Origin of the sequence: Streptomyces tamarix, assembly GCF_032423885.1 — a bacterium.
In the GTDB taxonomy this organism is placed as follows: domain Bacteria; phylum Actinomycetota; class Actinomycetes; order Streptomycetales; family Streptomycetaceae; genus Streptomyces; species Streptomyces tamarix.
In genome coordinates, this window is record NZ_JAWCTQ010000059.1 from 1 (window position 1) to 26,778 (window position 26,778).

24 protein-coding genes are annotated in these 26,778 nt (G+C 73.6%); 12 read left to right on the forward strand and 12 right to left on the reverse strand.

The annotated features are described in order from the left end of the window. Window positions 1–29 precede the first annotated feature (29 nt). Complete coding sequence (locus RND61_RS29670) at window positions 30–923, reverse strand: class I SAM-dependent methyltransferase (protein WP_315881240.1); 894 nt, start codon at window positions 921–923, stop codon at window positions 30–32. Window positions 924–1,806: 883 nt separating this feature from the next. Between RND61_RS29670 and RND61_RS29675 the strand changes: the two genes are divergently transcribed. From RND61_RS29675 to RND61_RS29700, 6 genes are all read left to right on the forward strand, one after another. Beyond that, on the forward strand, window positions 1,807–2,076 hold the full coding sequence (locus RND61_RS29675; RefSeq protein WP_315881241.1) for a hypothetical protein: 270 nt from the start codon (window positions 1,807–1,809) through the stop codon (window positions 2,074–2,076). Between the two features lie 40 nt (window positions 2,077–2,116). Further along, window positions 2,117–2,887, forward strand: a complete 771-nt coding sequence (locus tag RND61_RS29680) for a methyltransferase (protein WP_315881242.1) — start codon at window positions 2,117–2,119, stop codon at window positions 2,885–2,887. A 15-nt stretch (window positions 2,888–2,902) separates the two neighbouring features. Next, the gene (locus RND61_RS29685; protein ID WP_315881243.1) at window positions 2,903–3,937 is read left to right on the forward strand and encodes a pyridoxal-phosphate dependent enzyme; all 1,035 of its coding nucleotides are present in this window, start codon (window positions 2,903–2,905) and stop codon (window positions 3,935–3,937) included. Between the two features lie 63 nt (window positions 3,938–4,000). Then, the gene (locus RND61_RS29690) at window positions 4,001–4,798 is read left to right on the forward strand and encodes a phytanoyl-CoA dioxygenase family protein (RefSeq protein WP_315881244.1); all 798 of its coding nucleotides are present in this window, start codon (window positions 4,001–4,003) and stop codon (window positions 4,796–4,798) included. Window positions 4,799–4,892: 94 nt separating this feature from the next. Beyond that, the gene (locus tag RND61_RS29695) at window positions 4,893–5,714 is read left to right on the forward strand and encodes a Rossmann-like domain-containing protein (protein ID WP_315881245.1); all 822 of its coding nucleotides are present in this window, start codon (window positions 4,893–4,895) and stop codon (window positions 5,712–5,714) included. Further along, window positions 5,711–7,033 carry an MFS transporter gene (locus RND61_RS29700; protein ID WP_315881246.1) on the forward strand — a complete coding sequence of 441 codons (1,323 nt, stop codon included), beginning with the start codon at window positions 5,711–5,713 and terminating at the stop codon, window positions 7,031–7,033. The genes RND61_RS29695 and RND61_RS29700 overlap by 4 nt, the downstream gene beginning before the upstream one ends. A gap of 276 nt (window positions 7,034–7,309) precedes the next feature. Here the strand turns inward: RND61_RS29700 and RND61_RS29705 are convergent, their stop codons facing one another. Then, window positions 7,310–7,906, reverse strand: coding sequence for a TetR/AcrR family transcriptional regulator (locus RND61_RS29705; protein WP_315881247.1), 597 nt, complete (start codon window positions 7,904–7,906; stop codon window positions 7,310–7,312). Window positions 7,907–7,979: 73 nt separating this feature from the next. On the opposite strand from RND61_RS29705, the gene RND61_RS29710 reads away from it, so the two are divergent. After that, the gene (locus RND61_RS29710) at window positions 7,980–9,137 is read left to right on the forward strand and encodes an FAD-dependent monooxygenase (RefSeq protein WP_315881248.1); all 1,158 of its coding nucleotides are present in this window, start codon (window positions 7,980–7,982) and stop codon (window positions 9,135–9,137) included. Window positions 9,138–9,638: 501 nt separating this feature from the next. Here RND61_RS29710 and RND61_RS29715 read toward each other — a convergent pair. Beyond that, a complete protein-coding gene (locus tag RND61_RS29715; RefSeq protein ID WP_315881249.1) occupies window positions 9,639–10,001 on the reverse strand; it encodes an STAS domain-containing protein in 363 nt (120 codons plus the stop codon). Between the two features lie 172 nt (window positions 10,002–10,173). Between RND61_RS29715 and RND61_RS29720 the strand changes: the two genes are divergently transcribed. Beyond that, on the forward strand, window positions 10,174–10,653 hold the full coding sequence (locus RND61_RS29720; RefSeq protein WP_315881250.1) for an ATP-binding protein: 480 nt from the start codon (window positions 10,174–10,176) through the stop codon (window positions 10,651–10,653). A gap of 178 nt (window positions 10,654–10,831) precedes the next feature. Here the strand turns inward: RND61_RS29720 and RND61_RS29725 are convergent, their stop codons facing one another. Further along, window positions 10,832–11,449, reverse strand: a complete 618-nt coding sequence (locus tag RND61_RS29725; protein ID WP_315881251.1) for a TOPRIM nucleotidyl transferase/hydrolase domain-containing protein — start codon at window positions 11,447–11,449, stop codon at window positions 10,832–10,834. A 953-nt stretch (window positions 11,450–12,402) separates the two neighbouring features. Here RND61_RS29725 and RND61_RS29730 point away from each other — a divergent pair. Next, window positions 12,403–15,879: an NACHT and WD40 repeat domain-containing protein gene (locus RND61_RS29730; RefSeq protein ID WP_315881252.1), complete on the forward strand. Its 3,477-nt coding sequence runs from the start codon at window positions 12,403–12,405 to the stop codon at window positions 15,877–15,879. 230 nt (window positions 15,880–16,109) lie between these two features. Here RND61_RS29730 and RND61_RS29735 read toward each other — a convergent pair whose 3' ends face one another. From RND61_RS29735 to RND61_RS29745, 3 genes are all read right to left on the reverse strand, one after another. Next, the gene (locus tag RND61_RS29735) at window positions 16,110–16,802 is read right to left on the reverse strand and encodes a hypothetical protein (protein WP_315881253.1); all 693 of its coding nucleotides are present in this window, start codon (window positions 16,800–16,802) and stop codon (window positions 16,110–16,112) included. Beyond that, window positions 16,799–17,290 (reverse strand): hypothetical protein, encoded by a 492-nt coding sequence (locus tag RND61_RS29740; RefSeq protein WP_315881254.1) that lies wholly within the window; start codon window positions 17,288–17,290, stop codon window positions 16,799–16,801. The genes RND61_RS29735 and RND61_RS29740 overlap by 4 nt, the downstream gene beginning before the upstream one ends. 486 nt (window positions 17,291–17,776) lie before the next feature. Further along, window positions 17,777–18,190 carry an arsenate reductase ArsC gene (locus tag RND61_RS29745; RefSeq protein WP_315881255.1) on the reverse strand — a complete coding sequence of 138 codons (414 nt, stop codon included), beginning with the start codon at window positions 18,188–18,190 and terminating at the stop codon, window positions 17,777–17,779. A gap of 95 nt (window positions 18,191–18,285) precedes the next feature. On the opposite strand from RND61_RS29745, the gene RND61_RS29750 reads away from it, so the two are divergent. Together RND61_RS29750 and arsB are read left to right on the forward strand one after the other, a co-directional pair. Next, the gene (locus tag RND61_RS29750; protein WP_315881256.1) at window positions 18,286–18,594 is read left to right on the forward strand and encodes an ArsR/SmtB family transcription factor; all 309 of its coding nucleotides are present in this window, start codon (window positions 18,286–18,288) and stop codon (window positions 18,592–18,594) included. After that, window positions 18,591–19,709 carry an ACR3 family arsenite efflux transporter gene (arsB, locus tag RND61_RS29755; RefSeq protein ID WP_315881257.1) on the forward strand — a complete coding sequence of 373 codons (1,119 nt, stop codon included), beginning with the start codon at window positions 18,591–18,593 and terminating at the stop codon, window positions 19,707–19,709. The genes RND61_RS29750 and arsB overlap by 4 nt, the downstream gene beginning before the upstream one ends. Window positions 19,710–19,779: 70 nt before the next feature. On the opposite strand, the gene RND61_RS29760 is transcribed toward arsB, so the two are convergent. Together RND61_RS29760 and RND61_RS29765 are read right to left on the reverse strand one after the other, a co-directional pair. Continuing rightward, entirely contained in the window at window positions 19,780–19,974 is a 195-nt protein-coding gene (locus tag RND61_RS29760) for a hypothetical protein (protein WP_315881258.1), read from the reverse strand. A gap of 221 nt (window positions 19,975–20,195) precedes the next feature. Then, window positions 20,196–21,686, reverse strand: a complete 1,491-nt coding sequence (locus RND61_RS29765; RefSeq protein WP_315881259.1) for a SulP family inorganic anion transporter — start codon at window positions 21,684–21,686, stop codon at window positions 20,196–20,198. Window positions 21,687–22,101: 415 nt separating this feature from the next. Here RND61_RS29765 and RND61_RS29770 point away from each other — a divergent pair, with 415 nt between their 5' ends. Beyond that, complete coding sequence (locus RND61_RS29770) at window positions 22,102–22,512, forward strand: MerR family transcriptional regulator (RefSeq protein WP_315881277.1); 411 nt, start codon at window positions 22,102–22,104, stop codon at window positions 22,510–22,512. Window positions 22,513–22,710: 198 nt separating this feature from the next. On the opposite strand, the gene RND61_RS29775 is transcribed toward RND61_RS29770, so the two are convergent. The 3 genes from RND61_RS29775 to RND61_RS29785 form a co-directional block, all read right to left on the reverse strand. Then, the gene (locus RND61_RS29775) at window positions 22,711–23,838 is read right to left on the reverse strand and encodes an MsnO8 family LLM class oxidoreductase (RefSeq protein WP_315881260.1); all 1,128 of its coding nucleotides are present in this window, start codon (window positions 23,836–23,838) and stop codon (window positions 22,711–22,713) included. A 96-nt stretch (window positions 23,839–23,934) separates the two neighbouring features. Beyond that, on the reverse strand, window positions 23,935–25,332 hold the full coding sequence (locus tag RND61_RS29780) for an NtaA/DmoA family FMN-dependent monooxygenase (protein WP_315881261.1): 1,398 nt from the start codon (window positions 25,330–25,332) through the stop codon (window positions 23,935–23,937). Continuing rightward, complete coding sequence (locus tag RND61_RS29785; protein WP_315881262.1) at window positions 25,329–26,630, reverse strand: LLM class flavin-dependent oxidoreductase; 1,302 nt, start codon at window positions 26,628–26,630, stop codon at window positions 25,329–25,331. The genes RND61_RS29780 and RND61_RS29785 overlap by 4 nt, the downstream gene beginning before the upstream one ends. Window positions 26,631–26,778: the final 148 nt, after the last annotated feature.

Sequence of the window (26,778 nt, forward strand, 5' to 3'; positions counted from 1 at the left end):
CAGGCGGCGGGACATGAATCTCCTGTAGGTCAACCGATCTGCGGGATCGGCCTGAGGTGTCGGCCGGCGGTCGGCAGGGGGCGGGCGCCCCATGGGCGGCGGGGCGGGGCGACGCGACGGAGGCAGCCCGTGCCCACGAGCGCGGTGAAGTCGATCGTTTCGCGGCCCTCGGCGAGCAGGTCCGCCGTGAACCGCCGACGGACGCGTTCCACCGCGGCGGCGGGCAGGCCGTCGAGCAGGCCACCGCACCCGGTACCGGGGAGCAGGGACCACAGCAGGGCCGGGTCGCCGGGCACGGCGAGCGGGACACGCCGCACGTCGACGCACGACAGCGAGCGGGCGGCGAGCCAGTCCCGGAACGACTCGGGTGTACCGGGGGGTTCGAGCGGGTCGGCCGGCCGCGGGACGTCGGCGAGGTGCGGCCGTTCCGGCACGACGGCCCGGCGGACCAGCTCGGTCAGCGGCGCGAGCGAGCCCCGGGACCAGATGGTCACGGTCAGCCGGCCGCCGGGCCGCATCAGCCTCAGCAGGCGCTCCGTCCCTGCCGCCGGGTCGGGGAACGAGGAGATCCCGAGCGAGCACACGACGGCGTCGTAACCGCCGGGAGGTGCCGGCCAGTCGAGGACGTCGCCGTGCGCGAAACGCACGTTGCCGAGACCGCGGGTCGCGGCCTTGGCGCGGCCCTGGTCGAGCAAGGGCCCCGCGAGGTCGACCGCGTCGATCACGCCGAGCGGGCCGGTCTGTTCGGCGGCCGGAATCGCGGACGCCCCCGAACCGCAGCACGCGTCGAGCACGTGCGCACCGGGGCGCAGGCGCGCGGCCTTGACGGTGGCCGCGCCGATCGGTGACCACAACGCGTTGAAGAGGTGGTCGAGGCTCCCCGTCCCGTCTGCGAAGTCGGCGGCCACGTCGCACTGTTCCATGCAAACTCCCGTCCGAGGGTGACAGCGGAGTCAGCGTATATGAAAATGATAATCAACACTACCGCCTTGGACGATCGCTGTCGGAGCGCTCACCGGAGTCGCCCCGAACACCGGTGACGAGCGGGGGCGGACCCGGAACGCGATCGAGCGGCGCGCAGACGGGGCCGGTGATCGACGACCCGGCCGGCGCACCCTGGGGCGCGGCGGCGGTCACGGGCGGCCCCCCGCAGGACCAAGGGGTGTTTGCGGTGCATCGCGGCCGGGTCGAGGGCGTGCGGGGCGACGGGAGGGTGAGCGCGCCGCCGCGATCCCGCGTTTCGACTGTTCATCAGGTTGTATTGACAATCGTTTTCACTTGTTGAATGCTGCTCACGCCCCGCACCCTTCCGCGCCGCCCCGCGGCCGTGGTCCGGGGTCCACCACGTGAGTCCTGGGAGCAACATGTCGATCCTCCGTAGCCGCCGAGAGTCCCTCGCCCTGCGCGGCACCGCCCCGACCGGCCCGCGGCGGAACGATTCACCGGCGGGGCGGCGAGGCCGCTGACCGGCGGCCTCGGCACCTCCCCGGTCAGCGGCGGCCCGGTACGCGGCATCCTCACCGGCACCGCCGGCACCGCCCTGGTGCCCGGCGCGGTGACGCTCGCCGTACTGCCCGGTGTCGTGTCCGGTCTGCGCGGGAGCGGCAGCCCGGGCCGGGCGGTCACGTCGGTCGCCCCGGCGCTGAACGCCGCACCGGACTTCGTGCCGACACCGCCGTCCGTCACCGGGTCACCCCTCGAGCCCGGTTCGCCGCCCACCACCCCGGCGAGGGTCAGGACGGCGGCCCTGCCCACCGAACCCGCGCCGCCGGCCCGTTCCCGGCACCGTACGCAGGAGGCACTCCGATGGCCCCGCTCCTCACCCTCCGCGGGCCGACCGCACGCATCGGAGGCCCGGTCCCCCTCGACGCGGTCGGCCTCGCCCTCGAACCCCTCGCCGCCGACGCCCACCACGTCGTCGCCATCGACGACGGGCACGTCGTCGTGACCGGCACCCCCGACGAGGTGCTGCGCGCACCCCGGGCCACGCTCACCCGGCGACCCGTCAGCGCCATGGCCCCCGGTGGGGAACGAGCGGTCACGAACCTGACCGCACCGACCGCATCCGGCTCCTGACCACCCCAACTCCCCCTTCCCATCCGATCACGGAGGACCCATGACCGACCGGACCGCAGCCGACGCCCCGACGTTCCAGGACGACGCCCGCGCCCTGCTGGAATCGCTGCCCGACACGCTGCCCGGGGACGAGATCCTCGCCATCAACAGCGGCTCCAAGTCCGACATCCACACCGAGCGGACCTACGACTACAACGGCTGGACGTTCACGCTGCCGCCGGGGGTCTTCAAGCCGGGCGACACCAGCCGCATCGTCCACGACCGCCTGCTGGACGGCACGATCCCCGTCAAGGGCCGTTCGTACGCGGCGATGGGCGTCGGCCTCGGCGTCGAGGCCGTGATCGCCGGCACCCTGGGGGCGCGGGAGGTCTACGCGGTCGACATCCACCCGGACAGCGTGGCCACGGCGGCCGAGCACTACGCGCGCATCGTCGGGGACCGGCCGGACACCCTCTTCCGGCCCCTGGTGTCGAACCTCTTCGAGGAGTTCCCGGACTCCGCCCGGCTGGACGTCATCACCTTCAACCCGCCCGCGGTGAGCACGAGGACGAGCGACGACCCGACGGTGGTGCGGAACGTCTGCGTGGGCGCCGAGATCGTCCTGCGCTTCTTCGACCAGATCGTCACCCGCGACCTGCTCGCGCCGGACGGCGAGATCCACCTGATCGTGTCCAACACCGCCGAGCTCAAGCGGATCATCGGCCACGGCATCGACGCCGGGTTCCGCCCCGTCGTGCTGCACCGCCAGACGTGGGAGGGCGACAACTGCCAGGCGTACCTGTTCAAGCTCATCCGGCACGACGCCGTCTGACGGGAGGACGAGGACATGCACGAGCACATAGCCGAGGCCGTCAAGGAACCGGACGTGGTGGCCGTCCCGCCGGGGGCGATCTGTCTGCGCTTCGAGACCATGAAGCTGTACTCGGCGCTCGGCGCGGTACGCCACCTGCTGGAGACCGGGCAGGTCGAGCCCGGTGACACCCTCGTCGACAGCTCCAGCGGCATCTACGCCCACGCGCTCGCCCTGGCCTGCCACCGGTACGGCCTGAACTGCCACATCGTGGGCTCCACCACGGTGGACCGCACGCTCCGCGTGCAGTTGGAGATCCTCGGCGCCACCCTGGAGCAGGTCCGGCCCTCCAAGAACCTGCGCCTGGACCAGAACCTCCGTGTCGAGCGGATCGGCCAACTGCTGCGGGAGAACCCGCACTACCACTGGATGCGCCAGTACCACGACGCGATCCACTACCTCGGCTACCGCGACGTCGCCGACCTGATCCGCAAGGAGGTCCCCGAGGGCCCCCTGTCGCTCGTCGGAGGCGTGGGCACCGGCGCGTCCACCGGCGCCATCGCCACCTACCTGCGCGAGGCGGACCGGGACGTGACGCTCGTCGGGGTGCAGCCGTTCGGGAGCGTCACCTTCGGCGCCGAGCACGTCTCCGACCCCGACATGATCATCGCCGGCATCGGCAGCTCCATCCCGTTCCAGAACGTCCGGCACGACCTGTACGACCGCGTCCACTGGGTCAACTTCGACTACGCCATGTCGGGCGCCGTCGAACTCCTGCGGGTCAGCGGGATCTTCGCCGGCCTGTCCGCGGGCGCCGCGTACCTGGCCACGCTCTGGGAACGCGAGCGCGACACCGACCGGACGTACGTCTTCCTCGCCGCCGACACCGGTCACCGCTACGTCGACAGCGCCTACGCCCACCACTCGCAGGCCAAGGGCCTCGGCGCCATGCGGCCCCACGAGGTGACGGCGCGGGACGAGCTCAGGCACCCGTGGTCCGCCATGGACTGGCCACCGGCCGACGGCGCGCCGCCGCGTGGCGCGCCCGTCCTGGTGGCCGAGACGGCCTAGCGTCCGACGCGGGGCGGGCCGCCCGCTCCCCTCTCCCACCCGCGCCGACCGGAAGGTGCCTCCATGTTCCCCGCCTCCCACGACTCCCTCGACGAGCAGCTCGCACGCGGTTTCGTCCTCCTGCCGCGGCTCCTCGGGCCCACCGAGACGAGGGCCCTGGGCGAGGCGGCGGAGTCCGTGCTGGCGCGTGTGACCGGGAAGGCGCCGGACGGCGCGGCCGAGGTCACCGTGTGGCCGGACGGACACCGGTTGGAGAAGGTGGACGGCACCACCGTCCACTGGGAGCCGGAGGCCCGCCCGCCCGCCGTGCGCAGCCTGTCGCCCGTCACCCACCTGGACCCGGTGCTCGACGCCCTGTGGACCGACGACCGGATCACCGCGCCCGTGCGCCGGATCGTGGGCAGCGCGCGCCTGGGCAGGTTCACGTCCAAGGTGAACTTCAAGCGGGCGGGCGTCGGCTCGGAGTTCCACTGGCACCAGGACTACCCGTACTGGTACTGCTGCGCGGGCGCGGACGCCCGGGACGTCGCCACCGCGATGGTCTTCCTCGACGACGTCACCGCCGACAACGGCGCCCTGGAGATCGTGCCGGGCAGCCATCTGGCCGGGCCCGCGCCCCGGGACCGGTCCGAACCCACGGGGCTGCTGGTCGACACCGCGCGCACCGACGTGCGCGGCGCCGTGACCGTCGAGGCCCCGGCCGGTTCGGTGTTGGTGTTCCCCGGCCTCGCCGTGCACCGCTCCGGCCCCAACCGGACGGCCTCGGACAGGCGTTCCCTGCTGCTGTGCTTCCAGCCGGCCGGGCGGCCCGAGCTCGCCGCCCTGCCCTACCGCGCCGAGCGGCTGGCCGACCTGCCCTGACCCCCTCCCCGTACCGCGCCCCACCCCGCAACCCCCGCGGCACTTCCCGGTGCCGCGCACGCCCCTGCCCGCACCCACACGAGAAAGAACCGCCATGTCTCCCACACAGCCGCAGTCCGTGCCGGAACTCCAGCAGGCCGTCCTGGAAGGCGCCTTCGGGCCGCTCCCCGGTGAGCTGGCCGTCACCAGCGCCTTCTGGCTCCACCACACGACGCGCCTCGCCGGCAGCCAGGTCACGTACCGCAACCACTATCTGCTGCTCCGCTCCGGGGACGCCTTCGGCGCCTGCTCCTTCGAGTCCGGGGAGCTCCCCCCGGACTTCTGCTCCGACGCCTCCGGACACACCCTCGACACGCTGATCCGCCACGAGTCGGCGCCGGTGCGCGTCGCCGCGCTCGACGCCTACCTCGGACGCGTACGGCCGCACCGCGACGCGGCGACCGCCGAGACCGTCACCCTGCCGACCGGCACGCCGGAGGTGCGGGCGCAGGCCAGGGACGCGGCCGTCGCCGGGCTCCTCGACATCGCCCCGGGGGCGAAGGTCGCGCTCATCGGGGTCGTCAACCCGTTGGTCGCGGCGATACGCGAGCAGGGCGGCGTCCCGCTGCCCTGCGACTTCAACCTGCGCGCCACCCACTGGGGCGACCCCGTCACCGACGACATGAACCAGGTGCTGGCCGAGGCCGACGCGGTCGTCGCCACCGGCATGACCCTCAGCAACGGCAGCTTCGACCGGATCCTGGAGCACTGCCGCAAGCACGCGATCCCGCTGGTGGTGTACGCCCAGACCGGCAGCGCCGTCGCGCGGGCCTTCCTCGGCGCCGGCGTGACCGCGCTGTCCGCCGAGCCGTTCCCCTTCTCCCAGTTCAGCGCCGACGCCACCGCGCTGTACCGGTACCGGGCGGAGCGGGCATGAGCAGCGAGACCCGGGGCCCCGCGGCCTCTCCGCAGCCCGCCGGGGCCCCGCCCGGGCCGGCGGGCGACACGGGCCCGAACGCCGGGGCCGTACCCGGCGACCTGCGGATGGCCCGCCTCCTGTGGCCCTTCGTGCTGGCCTCCGCCGTGGGCCTGGTGCCCTTCACCATCTACAGCACCTTCCTCGTCCCCATCGCCGACGAGTCGGACGGCGGCGTCGCGGCACTGGGCCAACTGCGCGGCCTCGGCGGCCTGGCCGCCCTCGCGGTGGGCACCGCGCTGGCGCCGCTGATCGACCGCGTGCGCAGGGAGTGGGCGGTCGCGGGCGGCCTGGCGGTGCTCGCGGTCTCGGCGGCGCTCGGCGCGAGCGGTGACCTCCTCCTGTTGGCCGCCTTCTGCCTGCTGGTCGGCGCCGGTACGGCCGTGCTGAACCCGGCGCTGACCGCCGCCGCGGCCGACCGCTTCGACAACGACGCCGCCGCGGGCCGTGCCGCGACCCTCATCACGGCCACCCAGTCGCTGACCGCGCTCCTCGCGGCGCCGCTCGTGGCGCTGCCGGCCCTGGTGTGGGGCTGGCGGGGCGACCTGTGGGCGATCGCCGCGCTCTGCTCCGCACTGGCCCTGTACTTCCTGCTGCGCGGCCGCCGGAAGGCCGGGCCCGGTGCGGAGGCGGAGGCCGCCGACCGGGCGAAGCGGCCCGGCTACCTGGAATCGTTCCGGCTGCTGGGGGCCCTGCCCGGAGTGGTGCCGCTGGTTCTGGTCGCCATGCTGCGCACGGCCGCGTTCATGGGCTACCTCGCCTATCTCGCCGCGTTCTACGACGAGCGGTTCGGGCTCGCGCCGGAGCCCTTCGCGGTGGTGTGGACGCTCAGCGGCACGTCGTTCTTCCTCGGGAACCTGTTCGCCGGCCGGTTGCTGAGCGCCGAACGGGCGAGGGTCCCCGCGGAACGCCTGATGACGTTCGCGCTGGTGGTGGCGCTGGTCGCCCTGGTGGGCGTCTTCTTCGCCCGGTCGCTCTGGCTGGCCCTGCCGCTGACGGCGCTCGTCGGCGCCGGGCACGCGACGGTCGCGGCCTGTGTCACCACGCTGCTCGTACGGCGCTGCGGCTCCCTGCGCGGCACGGCCCTGAGCGTCAACGCCGCCGGGATGAGCTTCGGTGTCTTCGTCGGCGCCGGGCTCGGAGGGGTGGGCCTGGCCCTCGGCGGCTTCGCGGGCACGGCGGCGGTCCTCGGCGGACTGACCCTGGTGGCGCTCGTCCTCGCCCGCGTGGTCGCCCGGACCTCCGCTTCCGCCGGGACCTCCGCTTCCGCCGGGACCTGAGCGGGCGCCCACCGCGTGCTGTCGCGCACAGCACGCGGTGGCCTTCACGGCCCGGGGCCCGGGGCCCGGAGAACAGCAGCGGCCGATGGGGGCCGGCCGTGGCCGTCACGGCGGCCGGGCGAACAGGCGCGCGGCCCGGCCGGCGCGCGGGCGGCGCCGACGCCGCGCGCGACGACGCGGGAGAGGGGCGCTACCGCCCCGGGAACGGACACCGCCACCACCTCGTGTGCCGCCGCCGCGACAGGCCGCCGGACACGGACGCCGCCGAGGACCGGGTCACCACCGCCGTACGGTCGGCGGGCTTCCCGGGAGGTGCTGGCGCAGGGCGGCGGCGACCAGACCTTCGAGGGCCTCGCGCGGCACGTCGCCGCCGCTCACCAGCCGGTCGAAGACCAGTCCGTCGACGCAGGTCAGCAGGGTGTGAGCGCGGTCCTCGACGTCCCTCACGCCCTGATCGGCGAGGAACAGCCGGACGGCCTCGCGGGCGGCGTTCTCGCGGGGTACGAGGATCTCGCGCAGCTCCGGGTCGCGCACGCTCTCGACGGCGCAGGCGTAGCGGGCGAGCGAGCGGCGACGGCCCTCGCCGGTGAGTCGGCGCCGGGTGAGCAGTGCCATGCCGTCCACCAGCTCCTCGGGGGTGCGGAAGGGCGGGAGCCGCTCGGCCATCGTGTGCAGTTCCTCCTGGTCGAGGTGGACCAGGCGGGTGACGAGTCCGGTGAGCAGCGCGGCCCGGGTGCGGAAGTACGCCGACGTGGTGCCGGGCGGCAGGGCGGCTTCGCGGTCGACCGCCCGGTGGGTCAGGCCGCGGATCCCTTCGTCGGCGAGTACGGCGAGAGCCGCGTCCGCCAGGAGGGTGCGCCGGTCCGAAGTCATGGCTCCTTTCTACACCTGTAGAGCTCCAGGTAAGATCATTCTTCTACAAGTATAGAAGGATCGGGGGTTCGACATGGGTGGCACGGCAGTGGTGGTGGGAGGGGGCATCGGCGGGCTGGCCGCCGCGATCGGCCTGCGCCGCATCGGCTGGAAGGTGACGGTGGTCGAGCGCGCGTCCGTGCTCGACGACGCGGGGGCGGGCATCTCACTGGCCGCCAACGGCCTGCGGGCCCTGGACGAACTCGGCGTCGGCGGGGCGGTGCGGGCGGCCTCGCGAGGCCAGTACAGCGGCGGCACCCGCACACCGGGGGGCGGTTGGCTGGCCCGGATGGACGGGGCCGCGCTGGAGAGGGCGGTCGGCGCGCCGATCATGGGCATACCGCGCTCCACCCTGCACCGGCTGCTTCGCGAGGCCCTGCCCGCCGAGGCCCTGCTGATCGGCTCCGAGGCCGGCCCGGTCCGGCAGATCGACCCGGGGACGGTCCGGGTGAACTGCGGCGGCACGGCCCTGGACGCCGATCTGGTGGTGGCGGCCGACGGCATCGGCAGCAGGGTGCGCGGCCTCCTCTTCCCGGCCCACCCCGGCCCGGTCCACAGCGGCTCGACGGTGCTGCGCGCCATCACCGGGCGAGCGGTCGGGCTGCGCACCGACTTCGAGCTGACGTGGGGGCGGGGGGCCGAGTTCGGCCACATCGCCTTCCGCGACGGGCGGGCCGAGTGGCACGCCGTCCTCAGCCTGCCCGCCGGGACGCGGTTCGCCGACCCCCTGGCCGAACTGCGCCGGCGCTTCCACGGCTGGCACGACCCGATCCCCGCGCTGCTCGACGCGACCCGTCCCGACGCCGTGCTGCACCACGACGTCAACGAAGTCCGCACGCCGCTCCCGTCGTACGCGGTCGGCCGGATCGCGCTGCTCGGTGACGCGGCACACGCGATGACCCCCAACCTCGGCCAGGGTGCCTGCCAGGCGCTGGAGGACGCCGTCACCCTCGCCGCCGCCCTCGCCTCCGAACCCACCGTCGAAGCCGCCCTCGCCCGGTACGACGCCGAACGCCGCCCGCGCAGCCAGGCCGTCGCCCGCGCCGCCCGGCAGGCCGGGCGGATGGGGCAGCAGCTCTCCCACCCACTGGCCGTCGCCCTGCGCAACACGGCGATGCGGCTGACGCCTTCCCGGGCCGCCGTGCGCATGATCCTCCGGCACCACGGCTGGGTCCCCCCACGGTTGGGCTGACCCGCCCCGCACCCGGGCGACCCACCGGCGGACCGTGCCGCGCGGCGCGGGCGTCCCCGCCGGGGCCGCCGGCCGCTCCGGTGCCACCGCCGCTGCCGGCCCGGCGCCGGTTTCGCGACCGGACCGGGGCCGTCGCCCGGCCGCGCCGCGCACCCCGCCCCTCCCCCGCCGGCCGGGGCCGCGGCTCGGCGAGGACCGCCACCCGCCTCTGAGGCACGGCACCCCACCCGTGACCGCCCGTCGCCGCGTCCCCCACGGCTCCGGACCGGGCGAGGCGCGCCGGGCGGTTGCGCCCGCCCCGGGCCGTTCGGCCACGAGGCCCCGCGGGCCGGTCGGGCCGCCACCCCGCGGGGCGCGGGGACGGGGCCGGGGCCGGGGCCGGGCCGTACGCCGTGGTCTGCGGGAGGAGGGGTTCGAGGTCGTTCCGTGACGGCCGTTCCGTGGCGCCGGACGCCCCGCCGGGAGGAGACGGCCTCTCAGCCGCTCCGGAGCGGTGGGGAGTCAGGCGCTGATGGCCTGGTGGAGGGTGGGGCAGCAGTCGATGACGGTGTCGAGACCGACCAGCCGGATGGTGCGGAGCACGGGTTCGGTGGGTGCGGCCAGGCGCAGCCAGCCGCCCGCCCCGGTGACGGCGTGGTGAGCGGCGATGAGGAGGTTGATGCCGCTGGAGTCCATGAAGGTCACCCGCCCCAAGTCGAGCACGACACGGGGACGGGGAACGCCCGAGGTGTCCAGTGCCCGACGGAGCCGGTCGCCGGTGTGGTGGTCGATCTCGCCGGCCAGGGTGAGGACGCGAACGCCGTCGGTGGTGGTGGAGACGACCGACAGCTGGTCCGGCTGCTCAGCCTGTTCAGTGCCTGCCATCCGTTCATCAGCCATGTCGGTGATACTGGCACACCGGGGCCTTCGCCGGGAGGACCGCCTGCCGTGGTACAGGGCTGCCCCGTGTGGCGGAAGCAACAGTGGCGCGCAGGGCGTGCATCGCCGACGTGGGGGTACGCGCGGGGGAGCGAACGGGGTAGCGAAGGCGGCCGTGATGGAACCAGTTCCCTCGGGAGAAGACGGCACGGCACCGGACGGGTGCGCCACACGGGTCACGGCCGCACTGGCCGGGGACGGCGCGTGCATCGCCCGGGCCCGGCACTTGGCCGCCGACTTCCTCTCCCGGGTGCGGGTCGAACGCGGCCTGCCGGTCTCGCCCCGGGCCGTGGACCTGACCCAGCTGGTGGTGAGCGAGCTGGTCACCAACGCCTGCAAGTACGCGCCGGGCCCGGTGCTGATGGACCTGTGCATCACCGGCGAGATGGTCGAGGTGGTGGTGCGGGACTCCGATTCGGAACTGCCGGTGGCCCGCGCCGCCGAGGTCGGCCGGGTGGGCCAGCACGGCCTGGAGATCGTGATGGCCGTCGCCCAGGGCTTCGAGGTCCAGCGCGAACCCGTCGGGAAGCGCGTCACCGCCCGCATCGCCCTGCTGGACGACCCGGGTGGCGCCGTCGCCGGGCGCCGGCCCCTGTGACGGACGCGGTCAGGCCGCGTCGCTTCAACCGGTGAACCGGCGGTGACCGATGGCGGCCCGGGGCGGCCGATGAAGGCCGACGAGAGCCGACGGGGGATCCCGGCGGTCGGCGATGCCGGTGAGGGCGAGGGAGCGTTCACCGGGATCGACGCCGCCCGGTGGTCAGAAGCTCCGGTGGTCAGAGGCTGGAGAACAGGTCGTCGAGCGGGGCCGGGACGCGGTCGGGGTCGAGGGCCTCGACCAGGACGCGACCGTAACGGATCTTGCGTCCCTTCTTCGTGCCGAGGAAACGCCTGAACTGCCGCTGCGGGGCGCGGCCCCGCTGTGCGGGCTGGCGCAGGAAGGTCTGAAGGGCACGCAGGTCGCCTTCCGCCCCGACGAGTTCCTCCACCCGTGTCACGCCCAGCGCGCGGATGAGCTCGTCCTCCAGGTCCGCCGCGCAGACGAAGAAGTCCTGCCGTGCCGCACCGGCCCGTTCGAAGGCGCGGGCGTAGTAGGAGCGCTCCGCCTCGTCGCACAGGCCCGTGAGGCGGAGACCCAGGCCGGTCGGGCCGAGGAGCCGGACGTACCGTCCGATGCTCATCGCACCGCCGATCGGCAGGACGCAGACCCCCTCGGCCGCCAGGTTCCGGCCGCGTCCGTCTGCCAGGGCGTCGACTGCCGCGACGTCGCTCGCCCCTTCGAGCAGGACGGCCACCCGAACGGGCAACCGCGCGGCCAGCTCGCGCGCGGGGTCGCCGGGGCCGCCTCCCGCCCATGCGGTGACCGCGTCCCGGAACTCCCCCATGTCAGCCATGTGACGAGTCTCAGCCCGTCCCGGCCGCAGCGCGAGGGAATTTCCGCTCCGGTCCCGTCCGGGCTCGCCGGCTTCGGGCATGACGGGGGCGTGGGGACCGAGGGCGACGGTCGGGCCGGAGTGCCCGGGCCACCGGAGGGGCGTGACGACGGGCCCGGCTCCGAGGACGGCCGGAGCACGGGCTGTCGGGGGGCGGAAGCCGTCCCTGGTGGTGCGGAGCTGGCCCTGGTCGCCGCGTCGATGGCGAAATCCCGCCATGCCCGAAGAGCCTCCGACCGGTCCTCCAGGCGGATGGGACCTCCCAGAACGCCCCCCGACAGGCGGGGTTCGGCTCGCCTCCCCTCGCGCGGAGGTGAGCCGTGGCCCCGACGGACGTGACGATGCCGATCAGCAGCAGGAGCCGGACGTACTTCGTGGTCTTCGCCCGGCACGTCACCGCCGAGGTGATGAGTAACTGGATCGGCTCGCCGGCCGTGTCGGCCGCGAGGTCCACCCCGTGGCCGACGGGCGCCCGCCCGCCCCGGTGGCGTCGAGCCGCACTTCCTGCCGCCGTACTCGCCGGAGCCGAACCCCGACGAACCCTGACGAACGCTAACGAACGCTGACGAACCGGTCCACGCGGACCTCAAGCACGACCTGCCCGAGCAGCACCGGACCGGGGGTCCGACCGAACCCGCCACCGAGACCCGGCGCTTCCCGAAGACGCCGACGCCGGCCACGCGTCGTCCGCTACGCCCGGAACGAGATCCCTTCGGGTTTCTGGCCGACCACTGTCCGGTGGCTCGGGTCGAGTTGCTCAGGCCGAGCACTGGCGTTCCGCCGCACCCCCTCCGGACTTCTCCTCTTTCACGAAAAGCCGGATGGCGCCGGAACCGCACTCGCCGTCCCGTCGACGCTCCGGCCTTGTGTGATCCGCCTGACAGTGGTCCGCCGTCCCCGCCAGACTGGGAGGCGTGCTCCAGCGAACTCCCAGGCGCTCGCGCCTCCGTACCGCCCGGGCCCTCTCTTTCGGCGCCCTGGCCGCGGCCGGACTCGTCTTCGCCGTCTGCGTGGTGGCTCAGGACAACAGCGACGACCGCGACACCGTGGCCGCGATCGCCGGCCTGTTCGTCGGCCTGGCCGCGCTGGTCCCTCCGCTGCTGGAGTACTTCCGCACCGCGGAGGCGCCTCCGGATCCCGCCGCCCTCGCCGACGACCTCGCGCTCAAGCTGAGGGAGCAGTGGCTCGACGAGGCGCAGGGACGCCGCCTGCGCGATCCGCGGGTGCTGCCGTTGGCGTGGGCGACGACCGAGAGGGACATCGCCGACACCCTCCGCACCGGCCCCGCCGGCTCCCGCGTCCTGCGGGTGAGGCTGGACGGCCGGTTGGAGGGCCGGTTCGACGACGTGATCGCCCGCCTCGCCGAAGGCTACGACCGCGTCCCCAACCGCCGCCTGGTCGTCGTCGGCGAACCCGGCTCCGGCAAGACCGTCCTCGCCGTCCTCCTCACCCTCGGCCTGCTCGCCGCCCGGGAGCAGGGCGCACCGGTCCCCGTCCTGTTGCCGGTCTCCTCCTGGGACCCGGTCCGCGAGCGGCTGGACGACTGGATGGTCCGCACCATGGCCCAGCCCTACTACAACGGCCGCACCGACATCCCCCGCACCCTCCTCGCCCACGGCCTGCTGATCCCCGTCCTCGACGGCCTCGACGAAATCCCCGAGTCCGCCCGCCGCAGCGCGATCCGCGCCCTCAACCGGGCCACCGGCACCGACCTCCCCCTGGTCGTCACCTGCCGCGCCGTCGAGTACGAGGAACTGATCCGCGGCGGCGCGCCCACGCTGCGCCAGGCCGCGGTCGTCGAGGTCCTGCCCGTCGCGCCGACCGACGTCATCACCTACCTCCAGGACGCGGACCGGCCGCCCGGCGTCGACTGGGAACCGGTCTGCGCCCACCTCCGCACCCAGCCGGACACCCCGCTGACCAGGGCGCTGTCGACTCCGCTGATGGTCACCTCCGCCCGCCTGGTGTACTGCCGCGGCGGCGATCCCGCCGAACTCCTCGACACCAGCCGCTTCGACTCCCAGTACGCCGTCGAGGAGCACCTCCTGCGCGGCCTGGTCGACGCCGCCTACGCCCCCGAGGACACCGGCCCCGAGGGCACCCGGCACCAGGGCCCCTGGACCGCGGAACAGGCCCACGCGTACCTGGCGTTCCTCGCCCGCTACCTCCACGAGCACCGCGAGCGGGACCTGGAGTGGTGGCGGCTCAGCGGCCGTCTGCTGTCCCCCCGTGCGGGCGTGTGGCCCGGCTTCGGGCTGGGAGGGCTGCTGATGGGGGGCGTCATGGTGTGGTCGCTGCTGAGTGGGGACCCGGGGCCGGACAGCCACGCCGGCGCGTTCGCCTTTTCCATGGTCGTCGGCATCGCCTTCGCGCTGCTCAACTCCCTCGTCTGGTACGCCTCCCGGTCACGTCCGCCGGGGCGGCTGACCTGGTCGTTCACACAGTCCCGAAGGCGGCTGCACGAGGGGTTCCGTGCGGGAGCGAGCCTCTCCGCGTTGGTCCTCCTCCCCCTCAGCGCGACGTTGTTCGGGGCTAACGTCCTCGGAGACCCGGCGAACAGCCGGACGCTGTCGGGGCTGGAGGAACTCGCGGAACTGGCCGGTGTCTCGGTCGCGCTCGTCGTGGTCGCCGGCCTGGGCTTCGCCGTCCACAAGTGGTTCGACGCGCCACCGGCGCACGCCGCCCAGGTCAGTCCCGCGCTCCTGCTGGCCCAGGACCGGCGTTCGTCGATCGTCAGCGCCGGTGCGGCGGGGGCGGTGGTGGCCCTGTTGGGACTGCCCGCTTGGTTCGCGGGGTGGTTCGGCGGCAATCTGCTGCTGCGGTCCCTGACGAACTGGGCGGGGCGGCCCGCGCGGTTCGACCTGACGATGCTCCTCGCGGAAAGTTGGGAGGACGTCTACGGAGGCTTCGAGGACTGGCGTGACCCGGTCGGGACCGGTCTGCTGCTGCCCGGGGCGATTCTGTCCCTCCTGCTGCTCATGAGCCGGGCCTGGCCCCGTTTCGTGGTGGCCCGGATCTGGCTGGCGGTGACGGGGAAACTGCCGTGGCGGCTGATGGACTTCCTCGCGGACGCGCGGCGGCGCGAGGTCCTCCGCCAGGTGGGCGGCGCCTACCAGTTCCGCCACATCCGGTTGCAGGAGACACTGGCCGGTGAGGCGGCGCCTCCGGCTGCCGAGGCCGCCGACGCGCGCGTCGACGTCCGGCGCAGGACGCTCCTGGCGGCCGGCATCGCCGTCGTGGCCGCCGGCGCCGCCGGGGCGTTCGCCTGGCGCCACTGGGACTCGAGTGTCGCCCAGTTCACCGACCCCGCCGGGCGATCGGTGAGAGCGGTGCGGTTCAGGCCCGGAACGGGTCGTCAGATCGCCCTGGCCTTCAAAGAAGGCCCGGTGCTGCTGTGGGACGACTGGTCGCGTGCCGCCTCGCGCTTCCCCAGTGGCGGACGGGGCAGCGGGCTCCGCGAGGTACGGGGGGTGCCTGTCGACACACGCGGCCTTGAGTTCTCGGCCGACGGCGGCACCCTCTTCGTCCCCGGCGCCCAGGGCGTTTCGGCCCTCCGGCTGAGCGATCTCACCGTGGCCGACACGCTGGTGCCGGGCCCGTCGGAAGAAGTGGAGGGCGTGGCCTCCACGCTGTATCTCGCCCTCGACCCCGGCAACCGGTACATGGCGGCCTTGGACGACTACGGCTACGTGACCGTCTGGAAGCTGGGCGGACCCTCCGCGGAGCCCCGGGGCGGCGGTCGTCCCTACCGGGTGCGCGGCACCCGGCTCGACGTGCCCCTGGAGAAACCGACCGGCCTCGCGTTCCTCGACGACGGCACGCTGCTCGTACTGGCACCCCCCGGAGCCTGGCGCAGCGGGGCGCCCGACTCCGGTCAAGGGGAAGAGGCGCTGACAGGCACGCGGTACGCCCTGACCACCGACGGCCAACCCTTTGACATGTCGTACGGCGGCTTCGGGAACTCGCTCCTCGTGAGCCGTTTCGACGGGCGGCTCGCCGCGGTCGGCCCGGGCAGGACGGAACTGTGGCGGGCGTCGGGCGACGGCGGGGAGGGCCAGTGGTCCCCGCCTCAGCACCTACCGGCCATGCGCGCCGGGGCCTTCCACCCGACGGCGCCGTTGCTGGCCCTCTCCCAGTACCGGGGCGACGTCACCACGGGGGACGCCCCCGTGAACGAGTACGACACCGACTTTGAGGGCGGTGACGTCCACCTCTACCGCTACGGCGAGGACCCGTGGAGCCTCCCCCGGCGCCTGGCCACCCTCCGCGGTCACGCGGCCCCCGTCTTCTGCCTGGACTTCAGCCCCGACGGCGCGCACCTGGTAACCGGGGACGACCAGGGCACGGTCCGCGTCTGGGACGTGAGCGAGTGGTCGCACAACGGCCTGTGACACCCGCGGCCGTCGAGGCGGACGGGCAAGCCCCGAGCCCGGCCGCCTACCCGCCGCTTCACCCCCGTACCGGCCGCCTTCAGCGGTGCCCGAAGGCCGCCGCCACGTCCTCACGGCCCCGCCGACGACCCGGAAACCGCCATCCTCTCGGGTCGGTACGCGACATCACCCACCGCGAGGAACCCACGGCCCATCGGAACCGGACCTCCCCGCCCGGGGGCGTTGCACGCTCAGACGAGCACGGTCTGGTTTTCGCGCTCCTCTTCCGGAAGGACGACGAACACGCCGGAGCCGATGGGGTGTTCCGCTGACGCCCTGCGGACGCGGGCGGCCCATTCCTCCGAAGGCCACCGGGTGTTCTCGTCCCAGCGAACCCACGCCAGGTCGTGAGCGTCGAGGTCTCCGCCCGTGAGGTCCTCTCCGAGGAAGTCGTTGGCCGCGGCCATGAGGTTCTCGCAGGCGGCGGAGAGATCCGCGAAGAGGCGCGTGCCGAGATCGTGCGTGTGCCAGAAACCGAAGTCCCAGGAAAGCGTCCGGGTCATCTGCTCGATCACGTGGGCGACCCGGTGGTCGAGGGAGAAAGCGAGTGGGAGCGCGTCGTTCAGCAGGTGGCGAAGCCAACGGGCGGAACCCCGCTGACCGGACTTCTCGGCCAGGGCCGCCGTGTACCGCTGCACCGTCCTCAACCGGTCCGCGAGGGCCAGGAGCGTGTCGCGGTGCCGCAGTCTCGACGCCGCCGGCGCCCTCCTCCACTCCGCCGTCACCACGGCGAGACCGACCGATCCGACCAGGGCGTCGGTGGTCGTCGGTGCGACGGTCCGACCGCCACCACTCCTGGGTGCGGGCGCGGGTCGGAAGCCCGGCGAGCGGCGGGACACCACGGCCACGACACGGCCGACGAAGGATTCGGCAGCGAGGCTCACACCCCACCCCCGTTGCTCGCCGGGGGCGTGGCGTTCGGCTGGCCGGCGGTCGACGACGGTTGAGCGGGCGGCGGGACCGCCTGCTGCTGGGCCTGCTCGACCACACCGTTCAGGGCGGCACGACCCGCACTCCTGACCATCAAGGGCGCCAGTGTCGCGGCCTGTTGAACGGCCGTGAGCGCACCGAGCCCGACGAGAAACGACACCAGGGGATTGACGGCCTGGGGATAGCTGGCGGCGATGACGCCGGTCAATGCCCCGCTGACGAACAACCGGAGCACGGTGGCGACGCCGTAGGCCCGCCACCCGGGTGCCGGAAGACGTGTTTCCCCGGGCCGCACATCAGGGCTGCGCAGTGGTGGGTCGATGGTCTCCGACTGCACGTTCCAGGGCAGTTGCCGATGCCATTTGATGGATTTGATGATGTCGACGGCCTCCATACTGGCACCGCCGGCAGCCCCCACCCACGCCGCCATGAGCCAATCCATACTCGGAGAGTAGGCGGGACACGGGCCGGGGGGAAGCGGATTCGCACGTCCGGCGACGGCGGTCGTAGCGGGCGCGGCAGCACGAGGAACGAGACCGGCCCTCGGCCGGGTGAGCGTGGGCCCACCCGGGCCGGACCTGCCGCTCACGGGGTCGCAGGGCCTTTGCGGGGTGGAGCACCCGGGACTCGCGGGGACGACGGTCACGGGCGAGCCTGTCACCGGGCGGCGTTCGAAGCCGGTGGCCGCCCGGGAGCCGGCACCCCGGTGGCCTTCCGGGAGCCGGCACCCCGGTGGCCTTCCGGGGGCCGGCACTCCGGTGGGTCCGGTCCGCCGGGGCAGGGGCGTCCCGTCGTCCGCGGATCCGGAGGGTGGAGTCGCCGAACAGCGGGGCCTCAGACGGGTGCGGGGGCGCGGAGGGCGGCGGTGCGTCCGGCGGGACCGGAGCCGACGGCGTCGCGCCTCCCGCTCACGCCGTCCCCCGCTCGCTCACGCCGCCTTCTCCGGGGCGATCTCCTCGATCAGGCCCTCGACGAGGGTCTTGATCTCGTCGCGGATCGGGCGTACGGCCTCGACGCCCCGGCCGGCCGGGTCCTCCAGCCTCCAGTCCAGGTAGCGCTTGCCGGGGAAGACCGGGCAGGTGTCGCCGCAGCCCATGGTGACGCAGACGTCCGACTCCTCCACGGCGTCGGCGGTGAGGAGCTTCGGCGTCTCCCGGGAGATGTCGATGCCGACCTCGGCCATGGCCTCGACGGCGGCCGGGTTGACCTGGTCGCCGGGGCGGGAGCCGGCGGAGCGGACCTCGACGCGGTCACCGGCCAGGTGGGACAGCCAGGCGGCGGCCATCTGGGAACGTCCGGCGTTGTGGACGCAGACGAACAGGACGGACGGCTTGTCGGCCATGGTGATCGTTCTCTCCCGTCGCGCGGCGGCACCCGGCCGCCGATGACTTCAGCCCCCGCTGATACCAGCAGTTGGTGATGTGACAGTATCAGCACATGCTGACTTCAGTCGATCCTGATGTGATCCGGGCGCTGGGCGATCCGCTCCGCCTGAAGATCGTGACCCTGCTGGCGCGCGAGACGCTCTGCACGACGCACCTGGTCGAGGAGACCGGAGCCAAGCAGACCAACCTGTCCAACCACCTGAAGGTCCTGCGCGATGCCGGGCTGGTGGAGACCGAGCCGTGCGGACGCTTCACCTACTACAAGCTCAGGCCCGAGGTCCTGGCCGGGCTCTCCGAGCGGTTCGCCGAACTGGCCGCCTCCGCCCGTACCGCCGGCGAGAACAAGAGGGCCTGCCCGTGATCCCCACCGAGCCCACCACCGCCCCCGCCCGGGGCGCCGGCCCGGCCGGGGACGACTCGATCGTCAAGAAGCTCTCCACCCTCGACCGCTACCTCGCCGTGTGGATCCTGCTGGCCATGGCCGCCGGCCTGGGCCTGGGCCGGATCGTCCCGGGCATGAACGACGCGCTGGCGAAGATCGAGATCGGTGGGATCTCCCTGCCGATCGCGCTCGGGCTGCTGACCATGATGTATCCGGTCCTGGCGAAGGTCCGCTACGACAGGCTGGATGCCGTCACCGGCGACCGCCGGCTGATGGTCTCCTCCCTGGTCGTCAACTGGGTCCTCGGGCCCGCGGTCATGTTCGCGCTCGCGTGGGTCTTCCTGCCGGACCTGCCCGAGTACCGCACCGGCCTGATCGTCGTCGGGCTGGCCCGCTGCATCGCCATGGTGATCATCTGGAACGACCTGGCCTGCGGCGACCGCGAGGCGGCGGCCGTCCTGGTGGCCCTCAACAGCGTCTTCCAGGTCATCGCGTTCGGCCTGCTGGGCTGGTTCTACCTCGACCTGCTGCCCGGCTGGCTGGGCCTCGGCGACGGCGAGCACCTGGACGTCTCGATGTGGGAGATCGCCCTGAACGTGGTCGTCTTCCTCGGCGTCCCGCTGCTGGCCGGCTTCCTCACCCGCCGGATCGGTGAGCGGAGGATGGGCCGCGAGGGCTACGAGGCGAAGGTCCTGCCGAAGATCGGGCCCTGGGCGCTGTACGGGCTGCTGTTCACGATCGTCGTCCTCTTCGCGCTGCAGGGCAGGACCATCACCTCCCAGCCCCTGGACGTCGCCCGGATCGCGCTGCCGCTGCTGGTGTACTTCGCAGTCATGTTCTTCGGCACCTTCCTCCTCGGCAAGGGCCTGGGGCTCGCCTACGACCGCACCGCGACCCTCGCCCTCACCGCGGCGGGCAACAACTTCGAGCTGGCCATCGCGGTCGCCATCGCCACCTTCGGCGTCACCTCCGGCCAGGCCCTGTCCGGCGTCGTCGGCCCGCTCATCGAAGTGCCGGTCCTGATCGGCCTGGTCCACGTCGCGCTCGCCTGGCGCAGGAGGTTCGCCACCGCCTCCCTGACGACGGCGCCGTGACGCGGCGCGTGGACGTGGTGGGCGGCGGCCGGACCTGTCCTGCCGCCCGTCATCCCGGCGTACCCACCGCCTAGATGCTCGGGCCCGCTGCCGCGCCGTCTCCTTGCTGCGGCTCCGCCGTCCTGGCCGGTACCAGGACGGCGAGGGTGCTGCGTGCTTCGCGCCGCGGCGTGCGGCGCCGGGCGAAAGTCACGGTGAGGGCGAGGGCCGAGACCGTACCCCCGTAGAACACGGCGGCGATCGCGAAGAGGAGCCCGATCGTCATCGGGCACGCACCTTTCTTCCCCCGTTCGGCCCGCCCGGCTCACAGCCCGGGGCGGGTGCTGATGCGTTTCCCCTCCACCGCATGCACGCCGACAACCTCCGTCCGGTGCCCGGCTGTGCGGCGGGCCTTCGCGGTCACGGCGGTGGCGGCCCGCCGGAAGAGGCCATCGGGCCGGTGCCCGCCCCTGGAGCGGCCGCCGGCCCGATGCGGTCCTCGGCGGGTCAGTGGCCGGCGGCGAGTTCGCCGCTGAGCCTGCCGTGCAGGTGGGCGCTGGGGGCGTTCAGGCCGGTGATCTCGACGGTCTTGCCGCGCTGGGCGTACTTCGCCTCGATCGCGTCCAGGGCCGCGACGGAGGAGGCGTCCCAGATGTGCGCGGCCGAGAGGTCGATGACGACCCTCTTCGGGTCGCCCGCGTAGTCGAACCGGCCGACGAGGTCGTTGGAGGAGGCGAAGAACAGCTCGCCGGTCACGGAGTAGACGACCGTGGTGTTGTCGGGGTCGGTGACGGCGGTGACGTGGGCCAGGTGGGCGACGCGCCTGGCGAAGACGGCCATGGCGGTGAGGGTGCCGGTGACGACGCCGATGGCGAGGTTGTCGGTGGTGACCACGACGACCACGGTGACGGCCATGACGGCGATCTCACCGGCGGGCATCCGCTTGAGCGTCTTCGGGGCGACGGAGTGCCAGTCGAAGGTGCCGAAGGCGACCATGACCATGACGGCGACGAGGGCGGCCATGGGGATGTCGGAGACGACCGGGCCGAAGACGACGCACAGCACCATCAGGAACACGCCCGCCAGGAAGGTCGAGACGCGGGTGCGGGCGCCGGAGACCTTCACGTTGATCATCGTCTGGCCGATCATGGCGCAGCCGCCCATGCCGCCGAAGAAGCCGGTGACGATGTTTGCGATGCCCTGGCCGATGGACTCGCGGGTCTTGGAGGAGTGGGTGTCGGTGATGTCGTCGACCAGTTTGGCGGTCATCAGCGACTCCATCAGGCCGACCAGCGCCATGGCGAGCGCGTAGGGGGCGACGGTGGCCAGGGTGTCCAGGGTGAAGGGCACGTCGGGCAGACCGGGCACCGGCAGGGAGGAGGGCAGTTCTCCCTTGTCGCCCACGGTGGGAACGGCGATCCCGGCGGCGACGGTGATCGCGGTGAGGGCGACGATGGAGGCCAGGGGGGCCGGGATCACCTTGGTGACCTTCGGGAAGAGCACCATCAGCGCCAGACCGCCGATGGTCAGCGGGTAGACCGGCCAGGGCACGTCGCGCATCTCCGGCACCTGCGCCATGAAGATCAGGATCGCGAGGGCATTGACGAATCCGGTCATCACCGAGCGGGGCACGAACCGCATGAGCTTGGCCACGCCGACCGCGCCGAGGACGACCTGGAAGACACCGGCCAGGATGACGGTCGCGATCAGGTGGCCCAGCCCGTGCTCGCGGTTCACGGGGGCGATGACGAGGGCGACCGCGCCGGTGGCGGCGGAGATCATGGCGCGGCGTCCGCCGACGACGGAGATCGTGACGGCCATGGTGAACGAGGCGAACAGACCGATCGCCGGGTCCACGCCGGCGATGATCGAGAAGGAGATGGCCTCCGGTATCAGGGCCAGGGCGACGACGAGGCCGGCCAGGACCTCCGTGCGCCAGACCTTCGGGTCGTCCAGCCAGTCCGGGCGCAGGCCGCGCAGGCGCGCGGCGGGAGTCACAGCGGGGGAAGACAAGGAGATGCGTACCTGTCGTGCTCGGGCACACCCCGCCGGCGGGCCGGGGCGTGCGGGAAGGACGCGCGGGAGCCGGACCGGCACCCCCGCGGGCGACCCGAGGGGCGGGCCGGAAGTCGAGGGGAGGGACGGGAGGCGGGGCCTGCGCGGGCGCGCGGGCGGCTCACATCCGGGGGCGGGGGATCACGGCGGGCAGGCGGCGGCGGGGCGTCATGGGCTCGCGCACGCTCTCTCCTGCAAGAATCAGATCTTCGCCGGGGGCGCCATCGGCCCCGGAACCGCGGCGGCGGGACGGTCGGGCCGCCCTCGCCGCCACAACCCTACCCTAACGTTAGGGTAGGGATGGGCGAGGTCGTACGGGACGCGACCCGCCGCGAAGAGGAGGGTCGGCGTCGTGGGCGTGGACGGCAAGCACATGCAGATCGGCGAAGTCGCCGCGCGGACCGAACTGTCCCTGCGCACCATCCGCCACTACGAGGAGACCGGGCTCGTCATCCCCTCGGCACGCTCGCAGGGCGGCTTCCGCCTCTACACCGAGAACGACGTCGCCCGCCTCATGGTCATCCGGCGGATGAAGCCCCTCGGCTTCACCCTGGACCAGATGCGCGACCTGTTGGACGCCACCGACCGCCTCGACGCCGGTGCCGAGCTCGGCCCGGAGGAGCGCGAAGCGCTCCTCCAGCGCGTGCGCGGGTACGAGCAGGCCGCGGCGGAGCAGGTGGAGAAGCTGCGCGTCCAGCTCTCCCGCGCCGAGGACTTCGCCGCCACGCTGCGCGCCCGGCTGCCCGGGGGCGACCCGGCCCGCCCCTGACCGTGCGGTGGCCCCGGGGACGGTGTGGACGGCCCTGGGTACGGCACCGCCGACGCGGTCCCGGGGCGCACCGCTCTCCTGGTCGTCCGCGCGGCCGGGCCTTGCCGACGCCCACGCCGACCCCGACGCCGACGCCGGCGGGGTCGTGGCGTTCGGCCGTGCCCGCCGCGTGGGGTCGGGAACCGGGGCGCGTCCGGTTCAGCGGCGCTGCCACTCCTCCGCGAGGAGCCGGTAGGAGCGCACCCGGTCGGCGTGGTCGTGGGTGAGGGTGGTGATGATCAGCTCGTCGGCTCCGGTGGCCTCCTGCAGTTGTTCGAGCTGGTCGGCGACGCGCCCCGGTGAACCGACGAACTGGGTGTCCACCCGGTCGGCCACCAGTGCCCGGTCCGCCTCGGTCCAGACGTGGGCGCGGGCCTCCTCCGGGCTCGGGAAGGGGATGGCGCCCTCGGCGCTGCGGATGCTGCGGACCCACAGGCCGTAACCGGTGGCCAGTTCGCGGGCGGTCGCGTCGTCCTCGGCGACGACGACGTCGGCGGAGACGCTGACGTAGGGCTTGTCGAGGTGGTCGGACGGCTGGAACGCGGCACGGTACCCCTCGGCCGCCTCCAGCACGGTGGCCGGGCTGACGTGGTAGTTCGCGGTGAAGCGCAGTCCGTTGCGGCCCGCGACGTCGGCGCTCTCCCCGCCGCTGCTGCCGAGGATCCATATCTGCACCTCGGCGCCCTCGCCGGGGACGGCGTGCGCCTCGACCCCGTCCTCGGAGCGGTAGTCGCCGCGCAGCAGCGCGAGTATGTCGTCGACCTGCTCGCCGTAGTCCTGGGGGCGGGCGCCCGGCTGGCGCAGCAGCCGCTGCTGGAGCAGGAAGCGCGGCGAGCCGAGCAGGGGTTCGAGGGAGAACTTCGGCGGGATCCTCAGGCCGTTGGGGGCGCGCCCGTCGACGACGGGGATCGTGGTCGGCGGGGCCCCGGCCGCCTGTCCGGAGGGGCGTCCGCCCGAGCGGCCGAGGCCCAGGTCGAGCCGCCCGGGGTGCAGGGCGTCGATCAGGCCGAACTCCTCGACGGTGGAGAGGGCGGTGCGGTGCCCGAGCTGTACGGCCCCGGACCCGATCCTGATCGTGGAGGTCGCGGAGGCGGTCAGGGCCAGCACGACCGCGGGGGAGGCCCCGGCCACGCCCGGGTTGAGGTGGTGCTCGGCGAACCAGTAGCGGGTGTAGCCGAACCGTTCGGCGTGCTGCGCGAGATCGATCGTGTTGCGCAGCGCCTCGGCGGCGGTGGAGCCGGACGTGATCGGGACGAGGTCGAGGACTCCGAGGGGGATGCCGGACATGATCGGGTGCTCCTCAGCGGTCGGTGGGCGCGGACGCGGATACGGGGCCGGGGGCGGGTTCGGGGCCGGGCTCGGCGGGGGTGTCGGCCGGGGGCCTCACGAGGCCGCCCGCCGGGTCTCCGGCTCCGTGCCGGCGTCGGGGTGTGCCAGGCCGAGGTGGTCGCGGAGCGTCGTGCCCGTGTAGTCGTGGCGGAACACCCCGCGTTCCTGGAGCAGCGGGACGACCGTGTCGGCGAACTCGTCCAGGCCGCCGGGGGTGATGTGCGGGACCAGGATGAACCCGTCGGCGGCGTCCGCCTGGACGAAGGCGTCGATGGTCTCGGCGACGGTGGCCGGGGAGCCGACGAACGACTGGCGGGCGGTGGTCTCGATGACCAGCTCGCGGATCGAGAGCTTCTCCGCCGCGGCGCGTTCGCGCCACTCCCTGGCGACGGCGAGCGGGTCGCGGAACGTCCGGACGGCGGCCCGGCCGCGGGCGACGGTGTGCTCGCCGGGTGCCGGGTCGATGTCGGGGAGCGGGCCGTCCGGGTCGTGGCCGGACAGGTCGCGGTTCCAGACCTGCTCCAGGTACGCGATCGCGGTCCGGCCGCTGACCTGCTGGCGGCGCACCTCGTGGGCCAGCTCCTGCGCCTCGGCGTCGGTGTCGCCGAGGACGAAGGTCGCCGCGGGCAGGATCAGCAGTTGGTCGGGGGTCCGGCCGTAACGGGCCAGCCGGCCCTTGACGTCGGCGTAGAAGTCCCGCCCCGCGTCGAGGGTGCTGTGCCGGCTGAAGATCGCGTCCGCGCTGGAGGCGGCGAACTCGCGTCCCTCGTCGGAGTCGCCGGCCTGGAAGACCACCGGGCGGCCCTGCGGGCCGCGCGGGACGTTGAACCGGCCGGCGATGTCGAAGTGCCGTCCCCGGTGGGCGAAGGCCCCGGCCCGCGCGTCCTTCAGGAAGACGCCGGACTCCCGGTCGGCGACGATCTCGTCACCGGTCCAGGAGTCGAACAGTTCGATGGCGGTGGCCAGGAACTCTTCGGCTCTGGAGTAGCGCTCCTCCTCCGGGAGGAAGCCGCCGCGCCGGAAGTTCTCGCCGGTGAAGGCGTCCCAGGAGGTGACGACGTTCCAGGCGGCGCGTCCGCCCGACAGGTGGTCCAGGCTGGCGAACTGACGGGCCACCTCGTAGGGCTCGTTGAAGGTGGAGTTGATGGTGCCGGTCAGGCCGATCCGTTCGGTGACGGCGGCGAGCGCCGACAGGACGGTGAAGGTGTCGGGGCGCCCCACCACGTCCAGGTCGTATATTCGTCCGCCCTGTTCGCGCAGGCGCAGCCCCTCGGCGAGGAACAGGAAGTCGAACTTGGCGCGTTCGGCCGTCCGCGCGAAGTGCGCGAACGAGTCGAACTCGATGTGGCTGCCCGCCCGCGGGTCGCTCCACACGGTGGTGTTGTTGACCCCGGGGAAGTGGGCGGCGAGGTGGATCTGCTTCACGGGCTTGCCCGTTTCCGGCCTGTTCACGGTCGTACGGCTCCTCCGGCTCGGACGGACGAGGGTGCCCCCTGCTCCTGGAGGACCTTCTGCCCGGACGGGGCCGGGACGGGGAAGGGGACCGGGGGCTGGGGGGTGTAGCGGTTGGCGGGGCGGGCGAGCCCCAGCAGCCCGCGCAGGGTGTCCGCCTCGTAGGCGTGCCGGAAGACGCCCCGGCGCTGGAGTTCGGGCACCAGGCCCCGTGTGACCTGCTCCAGGTCGTGGCCGATTGTCCCGGGACGCAGCCGGAAGCCGCCCAGTCCGGCCCGGCGCCGCTCCAGCAGCAGGTCCGCCAGTTGCCCGGGGGTCCCCGTGAACACCTCGGCGTCGCTGGTGAACCCGTGGCCCGCGAGGGCGTCGAGGCGGGCCTTGCGGTCCTTGGCCGCTGCGGGGTCGGCGTCCAGGAACACGACCAGGTCGCCGAAGACGTGCAGCGGCTCCCCGGCCCGTCCCGCGGCGGCCTGGGCGGCGCGGATCTCGGCGACGACGGCGCGGGCCTGGTCCGTGTCGTGCGGGGTGACGTAACCGATGTCGGCCGAACGGCCCACCAACTGGTACGGCACGCTCTGGTGTGCGAGCGCGCTGACGACGGGCTGCCCCTGCGGCGGGCGCGGGGTGATGGAAGGGCCCTTGACCCGGAAGTGCCTGCCCTCGAAGTCGATGTGGTGCAGCTTGTCGCGGTCGATGAAGCGCCCGGTGGCGACGTCGCGGATCTCCGCGTCGTCCTCCCAGCTGTCCCAGAGGCGGCGCACCACCTCGACGTAGTCGGCGGCCTCGTCGAACAGCTCGGCGACCAGTTCCCGGCCGGCCGGGGTGTCCAGGTCGTCGAGGTCGAGGCGCGGGAACGTACGGCGGCCGAAGTGCGCGGCCTCGTTCTGCCGCGCCGACACCTGGACGCGCAGGCCCGCGCGGCCGGTGCTGACGTAGTCCAGGGTGGCGATCGCCTTGGAGAGGTGGAACGGCTCGGTGTGGGTGACCACCGCGGTCGGCACCAGCCCGATGTGCCGGGTCAACGGCGCGACCCGGGCGGCGACGAGCACGGCGTCCAGCCGGCCCCGCACCTGGTCGGTGCGCTCGTCCGGCTCCGTGGGGTGCGCGGACTGGAGCCCGAGCGAGTCCTCGAACGTCACGAAGTCGAGCAGGCCGCGTTCGGCCTCGGAGACGACGGCGGCCCAGTAGCCGGGGGTGAACAGGTCGTGGGGCCGGGCGCCGGGCTCGCGCCACGCGGCCGGGTGCCATCCGGCGCCGTCCAGCGCGACGGCGAGGTGGAGCGGAGGGGGTGCGGACACGAGAGGGATGCCTTCCTGTTCGACCGTACGTGATCACCGGCCCTCGCGCGGAGGGCTCGGCGGCGGGGAGGGGCAGCCGGCTCGCGCGGGGCGCGCGGGCGGTTCGGCGCGGCCCGACGGTTCGTCCCCCTCCCTCGGGGCGACGCCG